This is a genomic window from uncultured Phocaeicola sp. (assembly GCF_948499155.1).
Lineage (GTDB): Bacteria > Bacteroidota > Bacteroidia > Bacteroidales > Bacteroidaceae > Phocaeicola > Phocaeicola faecalis.
This window is the reverse complement of record NZ_CAOOSE010000036.1, coordinates 1-19,889: the sequence shown is the minus strand read 5'-3', so window position 1 is coordinate 19,889 and position 19,889 is coordinate 1. Positions and strand designations below refer to the sequence as shown.

The following is a 19,889-nucleotide window of genomic DNA, read 5'->3' as shown; positions in this document are numbered from 1 at the left end:
CACCTATGGCAAACAGGAAATACGATTACAGCAAGGATGTGCAGCCCACAGAAGCCACATCCGAAATGGCAAAGACTTCTGAAATAGAAGAGGTAACAGCAGTAACAGCGGAAGAAGCACGTCGGCAAAGACTTGAACAACGGAATGATGCGCTTGCCAACGAGTTCCGCAGGCTCAAGCCGGAGATTGCGGATGCGCATAAAAAGTTGGAAAGCCTCATTGAAGGAATCGGTGCATACGCAGGAACAATGCAAAATCTCCACGACCTGCTTAAAACATCATTTCCGATAAGATTTGCAGAAAACGACAGACAGGCATTACTTGAAGAAATCAATACCATTGTTGACAATGCCATATCTCGGATTCGCATAGAAAGCAAAAAGGCAGACAAGGATATCCGTCGCAATGAGAATCGCATATCCATGACACAGACAACATTCTGGTGCATGATTGCATTGCTGCTAATACTTGCCACGTTTTTTGCCCTCGTCATATTCGCCAATGTGAAACTGATTCATTCCGATGTGCTGACACAAATTTCAGTTGTATATTCCGGGCTGACAGCCTTGACAATCATCATTGCAGCATATATCTACAGGAAGAAGTAATCTATGCCGCGCAATGGTAAAGCATTCAAATTTTCAAAACCGATTATCTATCAGTCGCTAACTTTTTCCTGTTTTATTGTATGCGCAATTATGAATGCGAGTAATGCGATTGAATGGACGGCGTTTAGTAGCAGTGCGAAGAGCCACCAAGTCAGTCCGGCTCCATACCGACTGTGAAATGCCAGATTATAACTCAATATAGCATTATAGACAATCATCACAATCAGATTGCCAAAGGCGATTCTCTGTCTTATCCTATGGCACAGCCAAGCCGATAACAGCGACAGCGCATAAGCTCCACCAAGCAATGTCGTATCTCCTCGCCAACCCTCGGACATACAACGATAGACCATGAGAAGCAGCATCACTCCCCATGCTGTCCAAAATAAAGCCAATTTATGTGTCATAGTCGTTTTGAGATAAGTGAGTAAATTTTTGTTATGACAATGTATGGGATGATTGAGATTAATGAATACATTATCAAAAATAATATCAGGTAATCTAAATGTGTTGTGGATTTATTTAAATTGGGTAAAAGAAAACAAATTGCAACAGATAGGCTGTTGGCTATCCAAACCGACAAAGAAAGTCTGAAATTACTTTTTCTAAACCACTTAAATGCAACGAATCCGCTCAACAAACCACATAATAGGAATATGACCGTGTAGTATGTATCCCATTCCATATACAACATACTATAACCCACTCCTACTGAAACAAAAGCCACAAATGCCTCAAATATCCAAAATCGTTTATCGGTCAGTATCATCGCTTATTTTCTGTTCAGTAATCAAGTTCAGTTCCCTTGTTATAATCTTCCAAATACTCCGAGTATCTGTCATCACTTGGGAGTACTATTGTGAAATTTTCATATAGTTCACCGTAACCTTCGGGAAGAATCTCAAATACAATCAATCTCTCATCCGACAATTTAACAATGTAATTAGCAAGTCCTGTTGTTGCGCGAATATTAATAATAGTGCCTGTATTTATTTCGCTATTGTCGTATTTATCATGCTTTGCATCATCAATGACAACTTGATAAAAAAGACTATTTTTATAACAGATTGCTGTTTTGTCGTTTCTGACAAAATAGGCTTCCATACGTTCAATGCCATTATTTTCAGTAAATACTCCAAGGCGGCAGTAAGTTTTCTCAAAAGTGAAGGGCAATGTAATTTTTCCGACTGAAATAATTTTGATAGGCGAAGGGTTAGTCTTGTTCGTTCCTTTCCGCCATAGACAAATGAACAGGGCAAGTGCGATGATATAATTGAGAAGAAGAGCTATTGATAGAGAATTTGTCCTCTGATACAATCTCTCAATCTCATCCGGCCAATAAAGGTCTAATGCTATATATTTCAAATCCACATAGGTATTGGCACATAAGAGCAATTCGCAAATGCCAATCGCTCCAAAGGTTATAACACCTAATATTTTATGCCACTTTTTCATAATCGTAACGCTAAAAACTAAAATGGATATATTAAAGTGTCTTGTTCCCACTGTTCAAGTGTCGCTTTTGCGGTAAGGGAATGTATATCCTCTCTTTGTGAAATCTCTTTGAGAACTGGAACCGCGATTTTGGGAGATTTCGGCAGCAAACCATATGCGGCAAACATTCTTACACCTACATTAGAATCAGACAACAATGCTTCCAATTCATTCATTTTTCCTAATTCCTTGAGATATTTAAGAATCTGAATAATCCGGTCAAAGGCATTGTTGCCTTTTTTATAATCGCCACTCTCCGTTGATGCAACTTGAGCAGCCGCAGCCATACGAAAGGCGGTCAATGCTTTGCTGATGTTGTCAGTCAGTTTCATTATTCAATGTGCAAGAGATTAAATCAGTTGGTTCGATCGACAAACCGGTATAATTGGACTTGATTAACTCATCCGCTAATCGTTCAGATATAACGATTGTACTGTCGAATGGAAACGGAAAGAACAAATCCCAAATTATGCTTCTATCTCTTAATGTGAGCGAATCAAATGTTACGCCAAAAGCCCCAGTCTTATCCTGTGATTTTAATTGCTGATATTGGCTGAAAGACTCCAGAGCAATAGAATCTTGTGGAATAGTCCACTCTGTCCTGATGAATGATGATTTTTTGTAGTCTATTAAATCCACGAAAGGAAGTCCGTATAGATGTAACCACAAGTATTCCCTAATATCTTTATTGGCGTCAATTAAAGCTGGAAAAACCTGATACGGCATGACATTGAAAAGCCTGATACAGTCATATAATTCAGGAGATATAAGCATATCACACCCAGGTCCGGCTGTCGTGGAGATATAGTCTGACATAATAGCCCCCTTTTTTAATTTGAATTTCAAATCGGGATTACATAATAGTTTATTCCACGGACTTATTTGAGATGCCGTGAAAGGACAAAGACAATCTACTTGTGGGTATTTCTTGCCTATCCTCAGGTCATGTGACAGCTTATAATATTTCATTGATATAACATTCTTCATATTTATACTATTTGGCTATTAGAATCAGAATCACTGCGAAAACGAGGAATCCAAGAAAGCCGTTGGCGAGGTTGTTGTCGGCATGGTCTATGTTATTGAAATCTTCCGACCCATAGCGGATTTGCCTGTATGTCACTTTTTGTCCGCGACGGAACAACCACAACCACCATACCGAAGCCCGGCTCCGATATGAAGAATCGCCGAACCGAACCATGAACGGATAAATATTTCAGCAATCAATTCCATTAAAGTTTCCATTATTTCATCTCATTTTCGTTAATTATACATAACTACTTAATTCTTGCTTTAAGTCTAAAACAAGTTGTTCAATATTAGTATCCAATCTATTCTTCTCGATGACATCTTTTAGTCCTTCGATTTTTGAAATGATAGATGACACTAAGATACATTTTCTTTGGGCATCGGAATATTGAAAAAAATCACTTTCAATGATTATTGAAATCCCAATGGCCTTTTCCCGTTTGCGATAGTTCTCAATATCTCTGATATGCACTCGTTCATAATCACAGGGCAAAACGTAAAATTGGAAAAGAATCCGTTTTAGATCTTGTCCATAATCTGAATATTGGATATTCTTTAGATAACGGTCTAATCCCGCTTCGCCCCAAATATAGGAACGAAACATATCACCTTTTTTAATTGCTTCGTCTTTTATTTGTTCCGAGACATCTGCAACCAGCGATGGGTAGGAAACGAAGCATGCGAATATATTTGTATCAGTCTGCTGTCTCATCATTTTTGCGATTCCTTTCTTTTACTTACTTCGAGATTGTACCAGATTTGTTTCATCGCTTGCCTCCTTTCCTGTTGATAAGCCAAAGGATGCCGCCCCAAAACAGCACGTTTGCACTGACCAATAAGATATTGGTCAACGTGTCGGGCGAGTCGAAGCAGAATATAAGGCTGAACATGAATAAGAACACGACAACCGCCGAGGCTATGAATTTACCAATCTGATCCATTATTTGCTATTTCTATTTTCTAATCTTTTTATGAATGCTTTTACCACTTTAGGTGATAATTCGCCGATAGAATCTTGTGTAAATTTCAATCGTGGTACTATAAGATAGCCATCAGGAGTCTTTACAGCTATACAATCACCCTGATCTTCAATATCATAAGATGCAGAACCTCCGTAAGTTACTTGCTTTTCAAAGTAGCTTATTTCGACAAAATCGTCAGGGAAAACGAATGCTCCGCAAGATTGCGATATCAATAATGGCTGTAATTGATATAAGCTGTCTATTAGTGCTGTTATTTCCTTGGCATGATTATGGTATTTGGCTGAATCAATCGGCAAAACCCATGTAGCAGGCGATACCCCACGCTCCAGTCCATACATGAAGCCTTTCTGTGCGTCGACTTTAAAGCATTCAATTTTCACATTATCATAATCATTAATCCGGACGGATTTCGACATGGGGCGAATAAATAGGCCCTCTTTTTTCCCTAAACCATAGTGCGGGGCGGCCATCATTAAACCTCGTGTGTGATAGAGAACGTAATCTCCATCCTCTGCATCTATATAATGCCTTCCGACATAAAAGAGCAATGGCAGTGCAATGACAGCCGGAATGAGCGAGAACCAGAAATCTATTCTCAACCACCATTTCAGTAATCCCGGCTTTTCAAGTCCTCGGCTGGCTGGGAGAGCGAGCAATCCAAGAATATAGCCTCCAACCATCATCCAGTTGAGCAAATTCCATCGCCACATAACGCCACTATTTGTCACATTTATCATCACTACGATAATAGGCAGGAGCGCAATCTGTACCCACATCATCCACAGGACTATCTTATATCGGAGAGAATCGGACATAGCGGCTATTTCTTTTTATTTTTGAACTTGATAGTTTTCTTAGCGTTGCGTTGGGGATATTTGACCTTGATTGTCACCGGGTCGTCGTAACCCTCGGCTTCTATGCGGAATGTCGCTTCTTTAAGAGGCTTGCCGTCTTTGTCTTGAAGTGCCCAATCATAAATCCACTCTATTCTAATCGCAGTGTCATTATCATATTGATGATCGGATGATAGCGATTCATAATCTTCGCTACCATTTTCATCAGTAAAAACTTTATAAACATCTATTTCAGATGGATTAATCGCATTGCCCTTTTCATCGACAAAATATAAATCAAGCATCCCCCCAGGCTTAGCCGGTTCTTTGGCTACAACACCTTCTATTTCACCTATAAAATAATCTGCTTGCTCCAGCGTAACATTCATTGGAGTTTCAAGGTCATTCACATATATAGTACGTGGTTTGTATCCGATATATGAGAATTTTATCGAATCGCCCAAGCATGCCTCGATTTGAAAATTACCATCAATGTCAGTGCTAATTGATTTCTTAGTATTAATATTTTGGATGACAGTGCCTATCAAAACCTCGTGTTCTCCTTTAGACTCGCCCGGCTTTGTCCAGATTCCAGTAACACGACCCTTTATTAATGCTGCTCCAATCCGCGATTGAACTGAGACACTATCCGTTGAGAATTGTGTATCACATTGTATCTGAGCCTGCATAGATGACGGCATGAGCATGGTGAGGAATGTCGCCGAGATTCCGGCAAGGGCTATGGCTTTTCCGGCAAGGGAGCGGATGCGGAGCTGTTGCTCCAAATAGCGCACCTCTGCTTCACATTTGGGGCAAGTGCCGAGGCAGTCGCCCTTATAGCGGCATTCCGATGTCACGAACTCAATCCCGTTGGCATCTGCTATCTGTCGGCGTATCTCTTTCAGAATCTTGCAGGTCTGCTTTCCTCGTGCCATAGTCAATCTGTAGGTAATTTGAATGTTATAGGAAGAACCATGTATGTGTTGACTTTCTTGCCATTGAGTGTGCCTGGAGTGAAATCCGGAAATAGCCGGACTACACGCAACGCCTCACGGACGAGAGCTGAATCCTTGCCTCTTAAAATCTCCGGCTCGCAAACCCGTCCCAATGTATCTACATAGAATTTTACAACCACACGACCTTGAATCCCCTCTTTTAATTGTTCTTCGGGATATTTCAGATGTTGGTTTATAAAATGCAACATTTCAACATTTCCTCCGGGAAATTCCGGCATTCGCTCAACACAGCTATAAACACCCTTCTCATCCGGATCTGCAGGGGGATAGTCAGGTACTGCCCCTGGGATTGGAACACTGGCAATCTCGCCCTCTTTGATGACAGACAAATCCCGTGACACAGACATCGTATCTTCCGGCTGTTCACCTTCTTCATCGATGCTATCCATTGCCTCTGTTTGCTCAATGGGAGCCACCGGTTCACCTTGCAAAGTTTCGTTTGACAGATTCGATGATTTGCCGTTACATCCCGACATAAGCATTATGCCAGCCGAGATTCCTGCAAGGGCAACTGCTTTTCCGGCGAGTGAGCGGACACGAAGATGTTGCTCCAAATATCGTACTTCGGCTTCGCATTTGGGACACGTACCGAGACAGTCGCCTTTGTAGCGACATTCCGATGTAACTAACTCAATCTCGTTTGCCTCGGCAATCTGCCGGCGAATCTCTTTCAAGATTTTGCAAGTCTGTTTTCCTCGTACCATAGTCAATGTCTGCGTATTTGGTAGGTGAATAAATCGAAGTTGTTGAAACCGAGGGCCTCAAGTCTGGAACAGCTTGCCGTGCGGTCGGTTTCTGTGTTGAAATCAGGTATCAACGGTAAGCGGATTATGCAGTCCTTTTGTCTCCCCGAATCAGCTATCAGCCGGAGATTGTCAAGAACAAGGTCGTTTGATTGTCCGGTGTAGCTGTTGTATATCGCGGGGTTCATATCCTTGATGTCGATAATCAGGGTGTTTACCACCGGGAGCAGAGCCTCGACATTAGCAGACGGCACGTTGAGTGATGTCTCCAGATTGAGTTGCCATGAGGGACCACACAGTTCGCGGAACTCACGAATAAACTGCGGACGCAGACATGGCTCGCCGCCTCCGAAAGTCACGCCTCCGTTTGTGGCGATGAAATAAAGTTCGTCAATGCTCGTTTCGGCATACAATTCCTCCGACGAATACTCGCGGAAATGTCCAGCATCGCCCAGCGACTGCGGGTTCAGGCAATATCGACAATTGAGAGGACAGCCATGAAAGGCAACAAGCGTAGTAACACCATCGCCATCAGTTGAGAGGCGATGCCGTGATATTCCGATTATTTTTACCCGTTGTTTCATGTAACCAATTACCTTAAGTTACACAAAATTACGCATTTTACTTGAAAGAATTGCGATTTTGGTACGGAAATAATTTAAGAACTAACGATTTGATGATTTAGATTATGGGTAAGACTATAAAACAGTCCATTGTGAACGCAAGCACCCGTTTATAAATACATCATGGAATTATTCCAAATTCCATTTTTTATCCCTACTTTTGTAAGTGAAAAGCACACTATTCTTCTATACGTCACGCATACGCAGATAAAAATTATTTCTGTTACCTATTCGTTGCTTAACAACATACAAATCTGTTTATACAGCTATAAATCAATAATGTAATATTGCACATTGGTTAGTAGCCCACTATAACTACACGCTTCGCTTACGTAGTTGTGGGCTCTCCCGAGGGGATTAGGGCTTTGCCCTAATGACCCACTCAGGGCGTTCACCCCTGAGAACCCCGAGCAAAGAGTGACCCTCTCTTTGCAATCTCCGCTTATGGGTTACACCCCTAAGAACCCTGTGCGGCAATGAGCAGACAACAGAATATTTTATCAACAATCCGAATCAAAATTTAAGAATATGGCAACAAAGTCAAGCATACATATCAAGCCCTGCAGAGTTACATCAAGCGGGGCTCATAACCGGAGAACTGCCGAGTATATGCGCAATATCGGCAAATCTCAAATCTACATCGTGCCCGAACTTACTGCCGATAACGAGCAGTGGATAAACCCGAACTTTGGCAGTCCTGATCTGCAGGTGCACTATGAAAACATCAAACGGATGGTCAAAGAAAAGACCGGACGAGCGATGCAAGAAAAGGAGCGTGAACGCAAGGGAAAGAATGGGAAGATTATAAAAGTAGCTGGATGCTCACCAATCCGTGAGGGAGTATTGCTCATCCGACCGGACACCACATTGGCAGATGTACGAAAGTTTGGTGAGGAGTGCCAAAGACGCTGGGGTATCACACCGCTACAAATCTTCCTGCACAAGGACGAGGGACACTGGCTTAGTGGACAACCCGAATCCGGAGATAGGGAGAGTTTCCAAGTCGGTGAAAAGTGGTTCAAGCCGAATTACCATGCACATATCGTTTTCGACTGGATGAACCACGATACCGGTAAAAGCCGAAAGCTCAATGACGAGGATATGACGGAAATGCAGAGTTTGGCATCCGACATTCTCCTAATGGAGCGTGGGCAGTCAAAAGCTGTTACTGGCAAGGAGCATCTGGAGCGTAACGATTTCATCATTGAGAAGCAGAAAGCCGAACTGCAACGCATGGATGCTGCAAAACGGCACAAAGAAGAACAGATAGGTCTTGCTGAACAGGAACTGAAACAGGTGAAATCAGAAATACGCACCGACAAGCTAAAGAAAACAGCCACCAATGCAGCCACTGCCATAGCAAGCAGTGTCGGTTCTCTTTTCGGCAGTGGAAAATTGAAAGATTTGGAACAAGCCAATGAAAAATTGCGTCAGGAAGTTGCCAAGCGTGATAAAGGCATTGATGAATTAAAAGCCAAGATGCAACAAATGCAGGAACAGCACGGCAAACAGATACGCAATCTTCAAGGAACACACAATCAAGAGCTTGAAGCTAAAGACAGGGAAATAACCCGGCTGAACACCTTGCTTGAAAAAGCCCACAAATGGTTCCCGATGTTCAAAGAGATGTTGAGAATGGAAAAATTATGCGCTGTTATCGGATTTACCAAAGACATGATAGAAAGCCTCTTGACAAAGAAAGAAGCCATACAATGTAGTGGCAAAATTTATTCCGAAGAACACAGACGTAAGTTTAATATCAAAAACGATGTTTTCAGGGTTGAGAAACATCCGATGGATGGCGGTAAGCTTATACTGACTATAAACAGAATACAGATGGGAGAATGGTTCAAAGAGCAGTTTGATAAATTACGGCAAAGTTTACGAAGACCGACAGAAGAACCAAGAAAAAGTAGAGGCTTCAAATTGTAATTGTTAAATTAATCAAATCACGTAAAGAGGAGTAATCAAATATATTTTGATAGCTCCTTTTCATGTTTTATTTATTATATTTGCTTTATGTTTAATCTATCATTATACAATTAGTATGAAAATTGCAAATAGACTTTCATTCATTCTTATTGCCTTCTTGTTCGGATATAATTCTGTCTATTCACAAACACAGGCAGATATAAAAATGGGAGAAATCCTGAACAGCGGTGATTTATTCCAATTGAGAAAAGAATACCCGAATCTGAAAGACTCCGTAAGCGTTAAAATGCTTAACTTCGTAGCGGAAGCGCAGTTGGGTATTGGATTTAACAAACTGGAAAATGCTGCTATTGCCCTTGATAGCCTATTGTTATATCATCAAGAAGAAATGGGGGCAGAAACCTCAATAGGAATGGCTGCTTTACAGGGTATGAATCTTTTAAATTTAGGAATGTACGAACAAGCCGGAAAAGTTGGAGAAGATTTGGTTAATGCACTTAAACAATCTGTACCATTTGAATCTCTTTATAGTTTTGTGTTTATAGAAAAAGTAGGCAAAGCCCTTGCCAATGTGCCAAAGCCTTATCTTGAACGTCCCAATCGAGATGTTACAGTGCTGATGAGTGTGGAAACTGTAGGAAGAGGCAAACATATTTATATACCGGTGGAAGTAAACGGAATAACGAAAAATTACATTTTCGATACAGGCTGTTCTTTTGGCAATTTCGTTTCAGAGAAATATGCGAAAGAAGCAGGTTTGAAAATTGTGGCAGATTCTATTCCCGTATCAGGTATGGAGATTGGGTTTGTGAAACTCGCCACGGCAGATTCTATGAAAATAGGAGAACTGGTATATCATAATCCTGTTTTTATGGTTGCCCCTCCCGACAATGAACTGGATTCTGTATTTACATTTGACGGAGTGCTTGGTTATAACTTTATCAGGGACACACGGGAAATAATCATAGACAATGAAGCTGGCAAGTATGTTTTCCCTTACAAAGCATCAGGCGGAGAGCCGAATATGTATCTGTCTTCAAATACGCCACAGGTACGGATAAATTATAATGAGAAACCTTTTGATCTGATTTTTGATACCGGAAACGTAAAGTCCGATTTGGGGAACAAATTCGCAAAAATATTTCCTCATGCCATTGAGGGGCTTGCAGAACATGCAACTTCCCGTGGAGGCTTTGGTGGGATATCGCAGACAACAGCAGTCACATTGCCAAAGTTCTGTTTTAAGGCAGCAGGTACTACTATAACATTATATGATACGGAAGTCGTTAAGAATACAGAATCCAGCAGCCAGTTGTTTTCAGGTTCATTGGGAGCGGACTTCGTATTGTCATTCAAACGGCTTGTGATTAACTATCAGAATATGTTTATACGTGGAGAATAATATTAAAGCCACGATAATCTTATTAAATTAAAAATAGGATATTATTGTCAAATATAGTATCCTATTTTTCTTTTGACTCTCAATAAACACCCAACTTTACATTTTTGGGTGTAAAAAAGGGTGTAAATCTCGTAACTACTTGATTTACACCCTTTACTGCGGAGAGACAGGGATTCGAACCCCGGGTACCTCGCAGTACAACGGTTTTCAAGACCGCCGCAATCGACCACTCTGCCACCTCTCCAAAACTCCTTTGAGAAGTACTTTCTTTCTGAAAGCGGTGCAAAGGTACAGTTTTATTTTAGAACTGCAATACTTTTAGGAGAAAAAAATTAAAAATCTCCATATTTTTTCTCTTCACACCATTTACATACCATCTTTTGCCTCCTCTCCCTCCTCACAAATTATCATAAGAAAGAGACAATGTGGAATGAAAATCTAAAAATTATCATGTACATTTGCATCTACAATAGAAAAAACGCATGAAGATAAAATTTTTCCTTTTAGTGCTTTTCCTCTGGATACCCTTTTGCGCAAAAGCGCAGAAGAAGCCTCTTATTGTCGAAAAACAACTGGAAATTATCAAAAAAGAACCGGAGAACAGTAATGCACTCAAATTTTTATGCCAATATTACCTCAATAAAGGAGAGTTCTCCAAAACAATTACTTACGCCGAATATATGAAAAACATAGCGGATAAGAGTAAAAATCCATCGCTCCATCTATATTCCTATCTTTTTCAAGGACAAGCACAAATGATGAGTGGAAGGGAAAAGGTAGCCAAAAAGAATTTGAATATGGCTTTGGAACTGGCAACCAAACTTCACAATGATTCTCTTCTATGCTCAGTGTATGGCAATTTGGGACTGTATGCTGCCAATATCGATACGGATTATTATCGTGCCATCCAATGGCTATATAAGGGCATCACGTTAGCACAACAAAATAAGTATCAAAAGCAATACGCCCTCCTATTGGCTAATTTAGCTAATATCTATTATCTGAAAAAAGATAAAGCCGGCATCAAATATGCGTTAGAATCGTATGAACTCGGGCATAGGCTCAATGACCCTTATATTATTTATACCGGAGCAATCAATGCCGCTTATCTCTATTTCTTGATGCATCAAAATGAAGAAGCCATAAAATACATCCATGAGGCAGAAGCGTTAATGCTGGAAAATGATTTTTACGACCAGGCACACACTTATAATCTTTTCGGAAATATCCTGTGTGATTCGGGAGAATATGCCCAAGCCATCGAATACTATAAAAAAGCAATGAAAGATAAACAGGCTGCACAAACTTCTTCCATTGTCTATGCCCATTTGGGATATGCCCGTGTTTTGATGAAGGAAAAGAAATATGAAGAAGCTATCCTGCTACTAAAACAAGGATTGGCAATTTCGTATGCACGAGCAAATGCAATTCACCGTAATGCACTTTACGAAACTCTCTCGACCTGTTACGAACAACTTCATCAGTATCATAATGCACTAAAATACTATAAGGTATTCCGCTTGGAGAATGACAGTCTTTTTAATAAGGATAAGGAAAGAGATTTGAGCGAAATGAGATTCAAATATGACACCGAACGCCAAGAGAACATGATAAAACAAAGCAAGTTAGATGTAATACAGAAAGAGCAACGCATCCAACAGCAGACGTTTATCCTTATCATTATCTTTATTGTATTGGGCTTGCTGTATTATCTCTACCGACGCAAAAACAAACTTTATGTAAGTATCGTCAAGCAGAATCAGGAAGCCATCAAAAGAGAAACAGAACTGAACCGCCGCATCAAAGAGCTGGAGCAAAACGGAAAGCCGGGTAATGCTCCCGAAAAATATGCAGGTTCGTCACTTACCAATGAGAAAAGTTTGGAACTTTTCAGGGCTTTAGAACGAATTATGCGTGAAGATAAAATTTACAAAGACAACAGTATCACAAAAGATAAAATAGCTGATTTATTAGGCACAAACCGCACTTATCTTTCCCGTATTATCAATGAGCAGTCCAAACAGTCCTTTACTCACTATGTAAACAGTTTCCGTATCGAAGAAGCCATCCGCCTATTGTCCAATCCCCAAAACGACACTCCGTTAAAAGCAATCTCTGCCGATTTAGGGTTCAACTCCATTTCCACTTTCTACAACCTTTTCCAGTCAGCGGTAGGAATGACTCCTTCTCAATATCGTAATAAAGTACTGGAATTACAAAAGCAACAATAAGTCACCATACGTCCCTGATTTTTCATCTAAAAACTGCAGAAAATGTTTAATTAACTAATTGTCAAGACGTAAAGAGTAGAAAGTTAGGTAGCAGGTAACGAATTAGTAACGGTGCGGGGGGCTTTGCGTTTCTTCGCTCTGCTCTGATAACTTGGTATAAATGTACAAAATTGGACTGAAAACAGGAAAGAAATAAGGAAATTTTTTATTAGGGGGATTTTTGAGGGGGAACGGATGGAATGAAAATGAGGGGTGCATGTTGGAAATGGTTGGGGATGGGCGCTTGGGCGGGCTTGAAGAGGAAGAGTTTGTTTTCTTCGCTTTGGGAATGTGAACGAAAAAATGTATCTTCGTAGCCTAAATGTAAAAGACTGCCGTAATATGAAAATTACCCGTGATGAATTACTGATAGCTGCGTTCAAGCTGTTTATGTCCGTGAACTATGAGAAAGCCAGTTTTGCGGAACTTGGCAAGATGCTCGGAATGTCGAAAGCCGGAATATTCAAATACTACAAGAACAAACAGGAATTGTTCATTGCTGTGGTGGACAGGTTTTGGTTCAGCACGCAAAATCCACGAAACAAATTCACTGAAACGAACAGTACGTTTGCCGAATTTATAGACGAATATGTGCGTGGCGTACAACGGACAATGGATATGCTGGGCGACCTGATAGGTGCAGACCGGGACAAGGTGGCGCAAGGAAAGTTCACATACCATGCCCAATATTTCCATTTTCTGTTTCAACTGCTCCAATACGATCCTGATGCAAAAGAAAAACTCCGTAATCTTGTAGAGGTTGACTATGCTTACTGGCGTGCCGCTATACAACGTGCCATAGCTACCGGAGAACTAAGAGAGGATGTGGATGTAGAGGAAGCGGTAGTCATGTTCCGGCAGGTTTACATGGGGCTTTCCTTTGAAATGTCTTTTCTGGGTGGACTGAACACCGAAAAACTCTCCAAACATTTACATGCCGTTTACTCCTTGTTGAAACGCTAAACAGTCTCCATTGAACGCTGCTCCCCTGCTGCCCTGATTGTCTGTGCAAAAAAAAGATAAAAAGAAAACGTTCGTTCACTTTATTCGGAATTGTTTTATAACTTTGGCAATATCATTTAATTAATGAGAGTTGTAATGTTATAAAACAAGCCCTACATGGATGCAAGCAAACAACGCGGAAGTATCATACCGACAAAACAAAATACAGACGGTCAGGATTATATACGGATAGAATATGCCGATAATCAGACTATTGCCTTGCTACTTTCGCAGGACAAAGGAATTAAAACAATCGGGAACGGAAGTGCATACATACAAGCATCCGCTTTCCGGCTTTCGGAGTTCTACACTCGTTACTCTCCCCACGCTTATATTGATTACAGCTGGGTATATGTTCGTCATCCTAAACCCCAACGTGAATACGTGCTGCCGAAAGGCTATTTAGAATTACTGGAACAGAAGCGTTACAGTCCCTCGACAATCAAGACTTACAGGATTTATTTCAGTGATTTCATGGAGTATCACAAAGGGCGTAACATCGACCGTCTGAAAGTGGCGGACATCAATCACTATATACTTTATTTGGTAAATGAGAAAAAAATCTCCGTGTCACAACAGAATATGCGCATTAACGCTATCAAGTTCTACTACAAGAAAGTAAAAGGTGGCAAGCGGCAATATTACGGCGGAATTACACGTGCCAAAGAGTACAAAACACTGCCCGAAGTGCTTAGCCGTAATGAGATAAGCCGTATCCTCTCCTGTTTGCCTAACTTGAAACATCATTGCATGATTTCGCTGATATATTCTGCCGGACTAAGAAGAAGCGAACTGCTGAACCTTACCCCGAAAGACATCATTAGCGAACGGATGTTAGTACGCATAATGGGTAAAGGGAAAAAGTGCCGTTATTCATTGTTATCAGAAAAAGTATTGAATGAGCTACGAACATATTACAAAGAGTACCGTCCGAAGAAATGGCTGTTTGAGGGTGATACTTCCGGTGAGCAATATTCGGCAAGTGCATTGGTGAAAATACTGAAAGAAGCTGCCGAACATGCAGGTATCAAACATCGGGTACATGTACACATGCTCCGTCACTCTTTCGCTACCCATTTACAGGAACAAGGTACTGATCTAAGAACCATACAGGAGTTGCTGGGGCACAATGACATTAAGACAACAAGTATATATCTTCATGTAACGAGTGCCCATAAATCAAGCATACCCAATCCACTTGATACACTGGATGATTCGTGAGGTGTGGATATTAGAGATTAGGAACCACACCATAAGGTGTGGTTATTGAATACATTACCAACAATTAAAATATGAAGAACATTATTCAAACAGCAGAACAGTTATTAGGCAGAAAATTAACTGCAAATGACGGTTACACAACGGATGAAATCAAACAGGCTGAAAATATGCTTGGACTAACAATGCCGGAAGCTCTAAGGCATTTTTATTTATCTGTTGGAAAAGTAGAGGTATTGGCTTCTTCGTTCCAACGGTTCTTGCCATTAGACGAATTACAATCAGATGGTGAAAAGATTATCTTTCTTGCAGAAAATCAAGAAGTGTGTTTATGGGCTACTACAATACATGATACCACAATCTGGGTTAAGTATAGTGATGATGAAGGTTGGATAACAGAACCGATTGGATTAATGGATTTTATTCTATTAACGATGTATTATAATTGCGCACAAGGAGGCTTTGAGTTTGGCGGAATAGCTGAAAACGAAGAAGCCTATCCTGCTATATTGGAATATGTACAAAAGGAATGGAATAAAGTTGTGCAATATAATACTCTAATCATATATGCATATCAAGATAATCTGATTTGGTATTTCTATAAAGCCGACAATACACCAACAGATGACGGAATATTTTTGTCATGTAGAACAGAAGAGAAGTTTGATAAGTTCTTCAATCTTTTTGATTTCTCTGAATTATAATTGAGGTTGGTAACAAGGTCGAGCCAACAGCTAAACGCTGTTCCTCACCAAACCATTATCTGTAATAAAAAAGTATATGAAATTAGCCGAAGCAATGAATACTTATAATCCTGCTTTATCTGAAATAAAGAAAAGAGGATATACTGTAAAAATCGAACTGGATGAAAGCCAAAATAAAATAGAATGTTGGATTGCACAAAAACAAGATATAGAAATATTTGGCTTCAACCCCTTATCATTATTAGTTTTGATTATTATAGCAGAGGAACATGGCAATAACTGGAATAAGGAACACACCGAAGATTGGTATGGCAAAATATTAGAAAATAGTGAAATATAACAGATAACGAGCGAATGAACTGCCCTAACGGTCAGCTATTTGCACCCCATTATTGCTAACTTAATTAAGGAAGTATGGAATTTACATTAAATATAGTATATGGTGGAGAACTTAATGCATCTAAAGCCTTAAGTCCCTTTGTGCGCAATATGAGGAAAATTATAAAAGATACATTTACTTCATTTGAAAATGAAGCTATTACCATGTTTAAGGTAACATTGTTTTTTGATGGTGATATTTCATCCTATTATAACGGAACAGGAATATATCAACCAAGATATTACAATGTTAAAAAAGAATATGTGGTTAGTTTTTGCATTGACAGGACACAATGGACTGGGAATAAGGAAAAAGATTTAAACTATTTCATTTTTACAATAACAAGTTTAATGATTAAAAATGGAGATTTGATTTTGAATAAATTGGCTAAATATAAGTACGCATTTGATATTAATTCATACAAGCATTGTGTTGATATTTGCAGCAAAAAGATGAATGATATAGTGAATGAAATATAGCAATAACAAGCACCTGTTCCGCCTAACGGCGGCAAGCTGCAACCCATTATCAACAACTCTAAATAAACTGTTATGTATTTAAGTCCATTAGAAAGAATGAAAAAAGTCCATATATGGATTGGAACTTTTTCCGGAAGTGAAAAAGAATATGAAGATTACTTCAATCTCCAAGATTCTCCTTGCCGATTCTGTATAGATATAAATACAGATGAATTTGATGAAGATTTTATCGGTATTATTCCTCTATTCAGTGAAGAACAAGATATTGGAATTTTATTACAACAAGTACCTATTGATATGGGGGATATAAAGAGTGCACTGATAAAATGTAAGGCAATGGAGCTTGTAAAGGGAAACGCTGTTTTTTACGTAACGGATGTTTCTCTTACAATTCCCAATAAGGAGAAAAGTTTCAATGGACTTAAATATATTGGCATGTATAATAGTTCATTATAGTATAAGGTTGATAACAAGCCGGGATAACGGACTAACGCCGTTCCCCGCCGAACCATTATCTATAACAAAAGCAATAAGAATGGAAAATTTAGAACAATATTGGGAGCAATCCTTTTCCCCTCTTGGGCGTAAGTTTGCAGAAATTCGTTCCAATTATCAAGATATGGGGGAAACGGACAGTATATTCGCCGCATTATATTGGCTGGAACTTGAAATGTATAATGGTGGATTTCTTCAATTCTTCTGTAATTGGGGATATGATGCTTACTTGCTTGCAATCAAAGGACTGGAAGCAATTAACGCAACAGATACAAAACAACTTCTTATGCAGGCATACAGCATCATCCAAAGATTAGAAAATGATAGCCAATTACAAGAGCTATGGGATATTCCCAAGCATTTAACAGAGAACGAAATCTCTAAGTTGAATGAAATGGACGAGGAATATTGGGAAGATAAGGAAAATATTATGCGGCTTATGCTTCTAAAATTCCATTCTGATTCGGTTGAAAATATAGATAACGAAGCACGATAACGCTTAAACAGCGTTCCACGCCAACCCATTACTAACAACACTTAAAAGAATATATTATGGAACAATTTAATGATTTTTTACAAAAATTTTCTCCGGCAGGAGAGCTAAGAAAACCAACAAAAGAGATTCTAAACCAGTTTAAAGACTAGCTACCCGCAGAATGGCTGGATTTTTGGAAAGCATACGGCTTTGGAAACTATGGCAACGGTTTGTTGAAAGTAATCGATCCTAACGATTATATGCCTAACCTGTATTTATGGCTTGGCGGAGAGAACCCTGCAAGAATCCCTATCATGATTACCGGTTTTGGTAATATTCTCTATTATCGAAAATTGACGGACACTGAAAATGATGTCTGCCTCCTAAATATTCACTATCGCTGTACGAATACCTGCGCCTTTAGTTTTGAAGAGTTCGTATATTTCATTACAGAGGACGAAATCATAGAATCTCTGCTGGAAAAGCCTCTGTTTGAGCAGGCGATAGAGAAATGCGGAGTCATGAAAGAAAATGAAATCTTCTTTTTTACTCCGGCTTTAGCTTTTGGAGGAAGCGAATCCATTGAATATATCCAGAAAGGCGATGGGAGGGTACACCAGCATCTGCTTTTCGAGATGATGAGTAATCAATAATAAACCATTAATAACAAAATATTTATGACAGATTTCAATTGGATGCTTTGGGTAGTCGTCCCAATCATTATCGTTTACTATCTTTATCGTCGCGTATGGCCTGCCGTACGCAAGTTCGTTCGTCTTTTTCAAGGCATACGCCTCAATCCCCGTTCGCACCTGACGGAAACGGAGTACAAGAAACTTTCTGTAGGTTCCCTCTACGCCTTGCAGCAGGGGGCATACCTCAACTCACTGACGCTGGACATCAACGACAAACTCCCTACCATCCTTGCCGATTGGTGGGGCATCAGCAACACCCAAGATGCCAAGCAGACATTGGAATACCTTGGTGAGAAAGGATTCGCCTACTACTTCCCTTATGTTTATCAAACTTTTCTGCTGGACAATGAAGAGGCAAAAGACCGGATTTTTCAACAACATATGACCAATCAGGAGGATTACGACAAAGTCGTGGAGCAACTGCACAATCTCGAAGAATGCTACGATGAACTGCTGGAATGCGGTTGCATCACCTGTAGGGAAGACCTGCTGCGCTACGGTGTAACAGGCTGGGATGCCGGACGCCTTAACTTCATGGCACGAGCCTGCTATGACATGAAATATATCTCTGAAGCCGAAGCGTGGGATTACATAGACCGTGCCTACGAAATGGTGCGCGACCGCTTTTCTTCTTGGCACGACCTTGCGATGAGCTACATCATCGGGCGTGCCTTATGGGGTGGCAAAAGCGCCTCCAACTCCGGCATGATGTATATGGCAGAGGATTTGCTGAAGAGCGAGAAAAGCCCGTGGACAAAAATCGAATGGTAACTCTTTTCAAACCATTCGGCTATTGGAGTTTTGAAAGTGGTGCGTTAGTGAAAATATTAGGATTGGATGATAGCAGCTTGAAAGAAGTGCAGTATTATCCTTATGATATGGTACACTGGAACGAGAATAATTAAATGACGTTAATAACGCAGGATAACGCTTACAGCGTTCCCCGCTAATCCATTATAAACATAAATAAAGTTGTATGGAAGATTTTGAAATTCTAAATAAATTCGATAATGACAAGTTGATAGACGTAGTGAAAAATTATAAGCGTTATGGTTATGATGATGAACTTCGTGATTATGCTATCAACTTATTGGGAGAGCGAGGATGGAGCAGAGATGATTTGCAACAATTTGGTTATTTAACAAACTATGATTATGATGAAGCTGAAAAACAGTATAAAGCATACAATAGAAATTCATTGATAGGCATTTGTACGCTTGTATTTAGTGGAGGGATTTTGGCTGTTGTTTATTTAATCTTTCTAATTTTGGCTTATCGGAATGTTGCAAAATTCTATAATGCATTAGGGCGCAATCAAGATGAAACCGCATTATTCAACGCCCTTGGCGTGCTGGCTTATTTTCATCTAAAAGGAAGAATGAAAGAAGAATTGAAAGGAATAAGATAAGTTTATAACGAGGAAAGATAACCCCTAAACGGCGTTCCTTTCCAAGCCATGTTTGCCCTGCATGTGTAGTAACTATAGGGTGCAAGTCCCGAACGAGCCCT

General features: G+C 40.0%; 26 protein-coding genes, 1 tRNA gene and 1 pseudogene. 16 read left to right on the top strand and 12 right to left on the bottom strand.

Annotated elements, in window-relative coordinates; translation table 11 throughout:
* The first annotated feature begins 5 nt into the window (after positions 1 to 5).
* A complete protein-coding gene (locus QYT14_RS17355) occupies positions 6 to 608 on the top strand; it encodes a hypothetical protein (protein WP_135472749.1) in 603 nt (200 codons plus the stop codon).
* A 50-nt stretch (positions 609 to 658) separates the two neighbouring features.
* Here QYT14_RS17355 and QYT14_RS17350 read toward each other — a convergent pair whose 3' ends face one another.
* The 11 genes from QYT14_RS17350 to QYT14_RS17300 form a co-directional block, all read right to left on the bottom strand.
* Positions 659 to 1,015, bottom strand: coding sequence for a hypothetical protein (locus QYT14_RS17350; RefSeq protein ID WP_289307103.1), 357 nt, complete (start codon positions 1,013 to 1,015; stop codon positions 659 to 661).
* Positions 1,016 to 1,391: 376 nt separating this feature from the next.
* Positions 1,392 to 2,063 carry a hypothetical protein gene (locus tag QYT14_RS17345; protein WP_135472750.1) on the bottom strand — a complete coding sequence of 224 codons (672 nt, stop codon included), beginning with the start codon at positions 2,061 to 2,063 and terminating at the stop codon, positions 1,392 to 1,394.
* 17 nt (positions 2,064 to 2,080) lie between these two features.
* Positions 2,081 to 2,434: a hypothetical protein gene (locus tag QYT14_RS17340; protein ID WP_135472751.1), complete on the bottom strand. Its 354-nt coding sequence runs from the start codon at positions 2,432 to 2,434 to the stop codon at positions 2,081 to 2,083.
* Complete coding sequence (locus QYT14_RS17335) at positions 2,421 to 3,089, bottom strand: hypothetical protein (protein WP_135472752.1); 669 nt, start codon at positions 3,087 to 3,089, stop codon at positions 2,421 to 2,423. Before QYT14_RS17335 ends, QYT14_RS17340 begins: the two co-directional genes overlap by 14 nt.
* Before the next feature lie 7 nt (positions 3,090 to 3,096).
* A complete protein-coding gene (locus QYT14_RS17330) occupies positions 3,097 to 3,303 on the bottom strand; it encodes a hypothetical protein (protein ID WP_289307104.1) in 207 nt (68 codons plus the stop codon).
* A gap of 66 nt (positions 3,304 to 3,369) precedes the next feature.
* Positions 3,370 to 3,846 (bottom strand): hypothetical protein, encoded by a 477-nt coding sequence (locus QYT14_RS17325; protein ID WP_135472753.1) that lies wholly within the window; start codon positions 3,844 to 3,846, stop codon positions 3,370 to 3,372.
* A 49-nt stretch (positions 3,847 to 3,895) separates the two neighbouring features.
* Positions 3,896 to 4,072 (bottom strand): hypothetical protein, encoded by a 177-nt coding sequence (locus QYT14_RS17320; RefSeq protein WP_168184342.1) that lies wholly within the window; start codon positions 4,070 to 4,072, stop codon positions 3,896 to 3,898.
* On the bottom strand, positions 4,072 to 4,824 hold the full coding sequence (locus QYT14_RS17315) for a hypothetical protein (RefSeq protein WP_289307105.1): 753 nt from the start codon (positions 4,822 to 4,824) through the stop codon (positions 4,072 to 4,074). The genes QYT14_RS17320 and QYT14_RS17315 overlap by 1 nt, the downstream gene beginning before the upstream one ends.
* A gap of 110 nt (positions 4,825 to 4,934) precedes the next feature.
* Positions 4,935 to 5,882, bottom strand: coding sequence for a hypothetical protein (locus QYT14_RS17310; RefSeq protein WP_238337159.1), 948 nt, complete (start codon positions 5,880 to 5,882; stop codon positions 4,935 to 4,937).
* 2 nt (positions 5,883 to 5,884) lie between these two features.
* Positions 5,885 to 6,667 carry an energy transducer TonB gene (locus QYT14_RS17305; protein WP_135472755.1) on the bottom strand — a complete coding sequence of 261 codons (783 nt, stop codon included), beginning with the start codon at positions 6,665 to 6,667 and terminating at the stop codon, positions 5,885 to 5,887.
* A 2-nt stretch (positions 6,668 to 6,669) separates the two neighbouring features.
* Positions 6,670 to 7,290, bottom strand: a complete 621-nt coding sequence (locus QYT14_RS17300; protein ID WP_135472756.1) for a radical SAM protein — start codon at positions 7,288 to 7,290, stop codon at positions 6,670 to 6,672.
* A 567-nt stretch (positions 7,291 to 7,857) separates the two neighbouring features.
* Between QYT14_RS17300 and QYT14_RS17295 the strand changes: the two genes are divergently transcribed.
* Positions 7,858 to 9,261: a mobilization protein gene (locus tag QYT14_RS17295; protein ID WP_289307106.1), complete on the top strand. Its 1,404-nt coding sequence runs from the start codon at positions 7,858 to 7,860 to the stop codon at positions 9,259 to 9,261.
* 115 nt (positions 9,262 to 9,376) lie between these two features.
* Positions 9,377 to 10,663, top strand: coding sequence for a retropepsin-like aspartic protease (locus QYT14_RS17290; protein ID WP_289307107.1), 1,287 nt, complete (start codon positions 9,377 to 9,379; stop codon positions 10,661 to 10,663).
* A 159-nt stretch (positions 10,664 to 10,822) separates the two neighbouring features.
* Here QYT14_RS17290 and QYT14_RS17285 read toward each other — a convergent pair.
* Positions 10,823 to 10,907: transfer RNA gene (locus QYT14_RS17285), tRNA-Ser, on the bottom strand.
* A 238-nt stretch (positions 10,908 to 11,145) separates the two neighbouring features.
* Here QYT14_RS17285 and QYT14_RS17280 point away from each other — a divergent pair.
* The 13 genes and pseudogenes from QYT14_RS17280 (at position 11,146) to QYT14_RS17220 (ending at position 19,788) form a co-directional block, all read left to right on the top strand.
* Positions 11,146 to 12,894: a helix-turn-helix domain-containing protein gene (locus tag QYT14_RS17280; protein WP_289307108.1), complete on the top strand. Its 1,749-nt coding sequence runs from the start codon at positions 11,146 to 11,148 to the stop codon at positions 12,892 to 12,894.
* A 381-nt stretch (positions 12,895 to 13,275) separates the two neighbouring features.
* Positions 13,276 to 13,896, top strand: coding sequence for a TetR/AcrR family transcriptional regulator (locus tag QYT14_RS17275; RefSeq protein ID WP_289307109.1), 621 nt, complete (start codon positions 13,276 to 13,278; stop codon positions 13,894 to 13,896).
* 156 nt (positions 13,897 to 14,052) lie between these two features.
* Positions 14,053 to 15,156 carry a site-specific integrase gene (locus tag QYT14_RS17270; RefSeq protein WP_289307110.1) on the top strand — a complete coding sequence of 368 codons (1,104 nt, stop codon included), beginning with the start codon at positions 14,053 to 14,055 and terminating at the stop codon, positions 15,154 to 15,156.
* Between the two features lie 71 nt (positions 15,157 to 15,227).
* Positions 15,228 to 15,857 (top strand): SMI1/KNR4 family protein, encoded by a 630-nt coding sequence (locus QYT14_RS17265; RefSeq protein WP_288091766.1) that lies wholly within the window; start codon positions 15,228 to 15,230, stop codon positions 15,855 to 15,857.
* 76 nt (positions 15,858 to 15,933) lie between these two features.
* Positions 15,934 to 16,197, top strand: coding sequence for a hypothetical protein (locus QYT14_RS17260; protein ID WP_289307111.1), 264 nt, complete (start codon positions 15,934 to 15,936; stop codon positions 16,195 to 16,197).
* A gap of 74 nt (positions 16,198 to 16,271) precedes the next feature.
* Complete coding sequence (locus tag QYT14_RS17255) at positions 16,272 to 16,715, top strand: Imm12 family immunity protein (RefSeq protein WP_217733897.1); 444 nt, start codon at positions 16,272 to 16,274, stop codon at positions 16,713 to 16,715.
* A 96-nt stretch (positions 16,716 to 16,811) separates the two neighbouring features.
* A complete protein-coding gene (locus QYT14_RS17250; protein ID WP_289307112.1) occupies positions 16,812 to 17,171 on the top strand; it encodes an immunity 22 family protein in 360 nt (119 codons plus the stop codon).
* Positions 17,172 to 17,250: 79 nt separating this feature from the next.
* Positions 17,251 to 17,706, top strand: coding sequence for a DUF4375 domain-containing protein (locus QYT14_RS17245; RefSeq protein ID WP_118448869.1), 456 nt, complete (start codon positions 17,251 to 17,253; stop codon positions 17,704 to 17,706).
* A 161-nt stretch (positions 17,707 to 17,867) separates the two neighbouring features.
* Positions 17,868 to 18,026 (top strand): annotated as a pseudogene (locus QYT14_RS17240) (GAD-like domain-containing protein); the annotation flags it as partial.
* On the top strand, positions 18,000 to 18,338 hold the full coding sequence (locus tag QYT14_RS17235) for a T6SS immunity protein Tdi1 domain-containing protein (RefSeq protein ID WP_289307115.1): 339 nt from the start codon (positions 18,000 to 18,002) through the stop codon (positions 18,336 to 18,338). The pseudogene QYT14_RS17240 and the gene QYT14_RS17235, both read left to right, overlap by 27 nt.
* Positions 18,339 to 18,362: 24 nt before the next feature.
* Positions 18,363 to 19,151, top strand: a complete 789-nt coding sequence (locus tag QYT14_RS17230; RefSeq protein WP_237038393.1) for a DUF1266 domain-containing protein — start codon at positions 18,363 to 18,365, stop codon at positions 19,149 to 19,151.
* Entirely contained in the window at positions 19,145 to 19,285 is a 141-nt protein-coding gene (locus QYT14_RS17225) for a PoNe immunity protein domain-containing protein (protein ID WP_289307113.1), read from the top strand. The genes QYT14_RS17230 and QYT14_RS17225 overlap by 7 nt, the downstream gene beginning before the upstream one ends.
* A 71-nt stretch (positions 19,286 to 19,356) precedes the next feature.
* Entirely contained in the window at positions 19,357 to 19,788 is a 432-nt protein-coding gene (locus tag QYT14_RS17220; protein ID WP_289307114.1) for a hypothetical protein, read from the top strand.
* Positions 19,789 to 19,889: the final 101 nt, after the last annotated feature.

Bases quoted from the DNA above. Each gene is read 5' to 3' on its own strand.
- QYT14_RS17355 (WP_135472749.1), top strand. From the start codon at position 6: ATGGCAAACAGGAAATACGATTACAGCAAGGATGTGCAGCCCACAGAA.
- QYT14_RS17350 (WP_289307103.1), bottom strand. From the start codon at position 1,015: ATGACACATAAATTGGCTTTATTTTGGACAGCATGGGGAGTGATGCTG.
- QYT14_RS17345 (WP_135472750.1), bottom strand. From the start codon at position 2,063: ATGAAAAAGTGGCATAAAATATTAGGTGTTATAACCTTTGGAGCGATT.
- QYT14_RS17340 (WP_135472751.1), bottom strand. From the start codon at position 2,434: ATGAAACTGACTGACAACATCAGCAAAGCATTGACCGCCTTTCGTATG.
- QYT14_RS17335 (WP_135472752.1), bottom strand. From the start codon at position 3,089: ATGAAGAATGTTATATCAATGAAATATTATAAGCTGTCACATGACCTG.
- QYT14_RS17330 (WP_289307104.1), bottom strand. From the start codon at position 3,303: ATGGTTCGGTTCGGCGATTCTTCATATCGGAGCCGGGCTTCGGTATGG.
- QYT14_RS17325 (WP_135472753.1), bottom strand. From the start codon at position 3,846: ATGATGAGACAGCAGACTGATACAAATATATTCGCATGCTTCGTTTCC.
- QYT14_RS17320 (WP_168184342.1), bottom strand. From the start codon at position 4,072: ATGGATCAGATTGGTAAATTCATAGCCTCGGCGGTTGTCGTGTTCTTA.
- QYT14_RS17315 (WP_289307105.1), bottom strand. From the start codon at position 4,824: ATGTGGCGATGGAATTTGCTCAACTGGATGATGGTTGGAGGCTATATT.
- QYT14_RS17310 (WP_238337159.1), bottom strand. From the start codon at position 5,882: ATGGCACGAGGAAAGCAGACCTGCAAGATTCTGAAAGAGATACGCCGA.
- QYT14_RS17305 (WP_135472755.1), bottom strand. From the start codon at position 6,667: ATGGTACGAGGAAAACAGACTTGCAAAATCTTGAAAGAGATTCGCCGG.
- QYT14_RS17300 (WP_135472756.1), bottom strand. From the start codon at position 7,290: ATGAAACAACGGGTAAAAATAATCGGAATATCACGGCATCGCCTCTCA.
- QYT14_RS17295 (WP_289307106.1), top strand. From the start codon at position 7,858: ATGGCAACAAAGTCAAGCATACATATCAAGCCCTGCAGAGTTACATCA.
- QYT14_RS17290 (WP_289307107.1), top strand. From the start codon at position 9,377: ATGAAAATTGCAAATAGACTTTCATTCATTCTTATTGCCTTCTTGTTC.
- QYT14_RS17280 (WP_289307108.1), top strand. From the start codon at position 11,146: ATGAAGATAAAATTTTTCCTTTTAGTGCTTTTCCTCTGGATACCCTTT.
- QYT14_RS17275 (WP_289307109.1), top strand. From the start codon at position 13,276: ATGAAAATTACCCGTGATGAATTACTGATAGCTGCGTTCAAGCTGTTT.
- QYT14_RS17270 (WP_289307110.1), top strand. From the start codon at position 14,053: ATGGATGCAAGCAAACAACGCGGAAGTATCATACCGACAAAACAAAAT.
- QYT14_RS17265 (WP_288091766.1), top strand. From the start codon at position 15,228: ATGAAGAACATTATTCAAACAGCAGAACAGTTATTAGGCAGAAAATTA.
- QYT14_RS17260 (WP_289307111.1), top strand. From the start codon at position 15,934: ATGAAATTAGCCGAAGCAATGAATACTTATAATCCTGCTTTATCTGAA.
- QYT14_RS17255 (WP_217733897.1), top strand. From the start codon at position 16,272: ATGGAATTTACATTAAATATAGTATATGGTGGAGAACTTAATGCATCT.
- QYT14_RS17250 (WP_289307112.1), top strand. From the start codon at position 16,812: ATGAAAAAAGTCCATATATGGATTGGAACTTTTTCCGGAAGTGAAAAA.
- QYT14_RS17245 (WP_118448869.1), top strand. From the start codon at position 17,251: ATGGAAAATTTAGAACAATATTGGGAGCAATCCTTTTCCCCTCTTGGG.
- QYT14_RS17235 (WP_289307115.1), top strand. From the start codon at position 18,000: ATGATTACCGGTTTTGGTAATATTCTCTATTATCGAAAATTGACGGAC.
- QYT14_RS17230 (WP_237038393.1), top strand. From the start codon at position 18,363: ATGACAGATTTCAATTGGATGCTTTGGGTAGTCGTCCCAATCATTATC.
- QYT14_RS17225 (WP_289307113.1), top strand. From the start codon at position 19,145: ATGGTAACTCTTTTCAAACCATTCGGCTATTGGAGTTTTGAAAGTGGT.
- QYT14_RS17220 (WP_289307114.1), top strand. From the start codon at position 19,357: ATGGAAGATTTTGAAATTCTAAATAAATTCGATAATGACAAGTTGATA.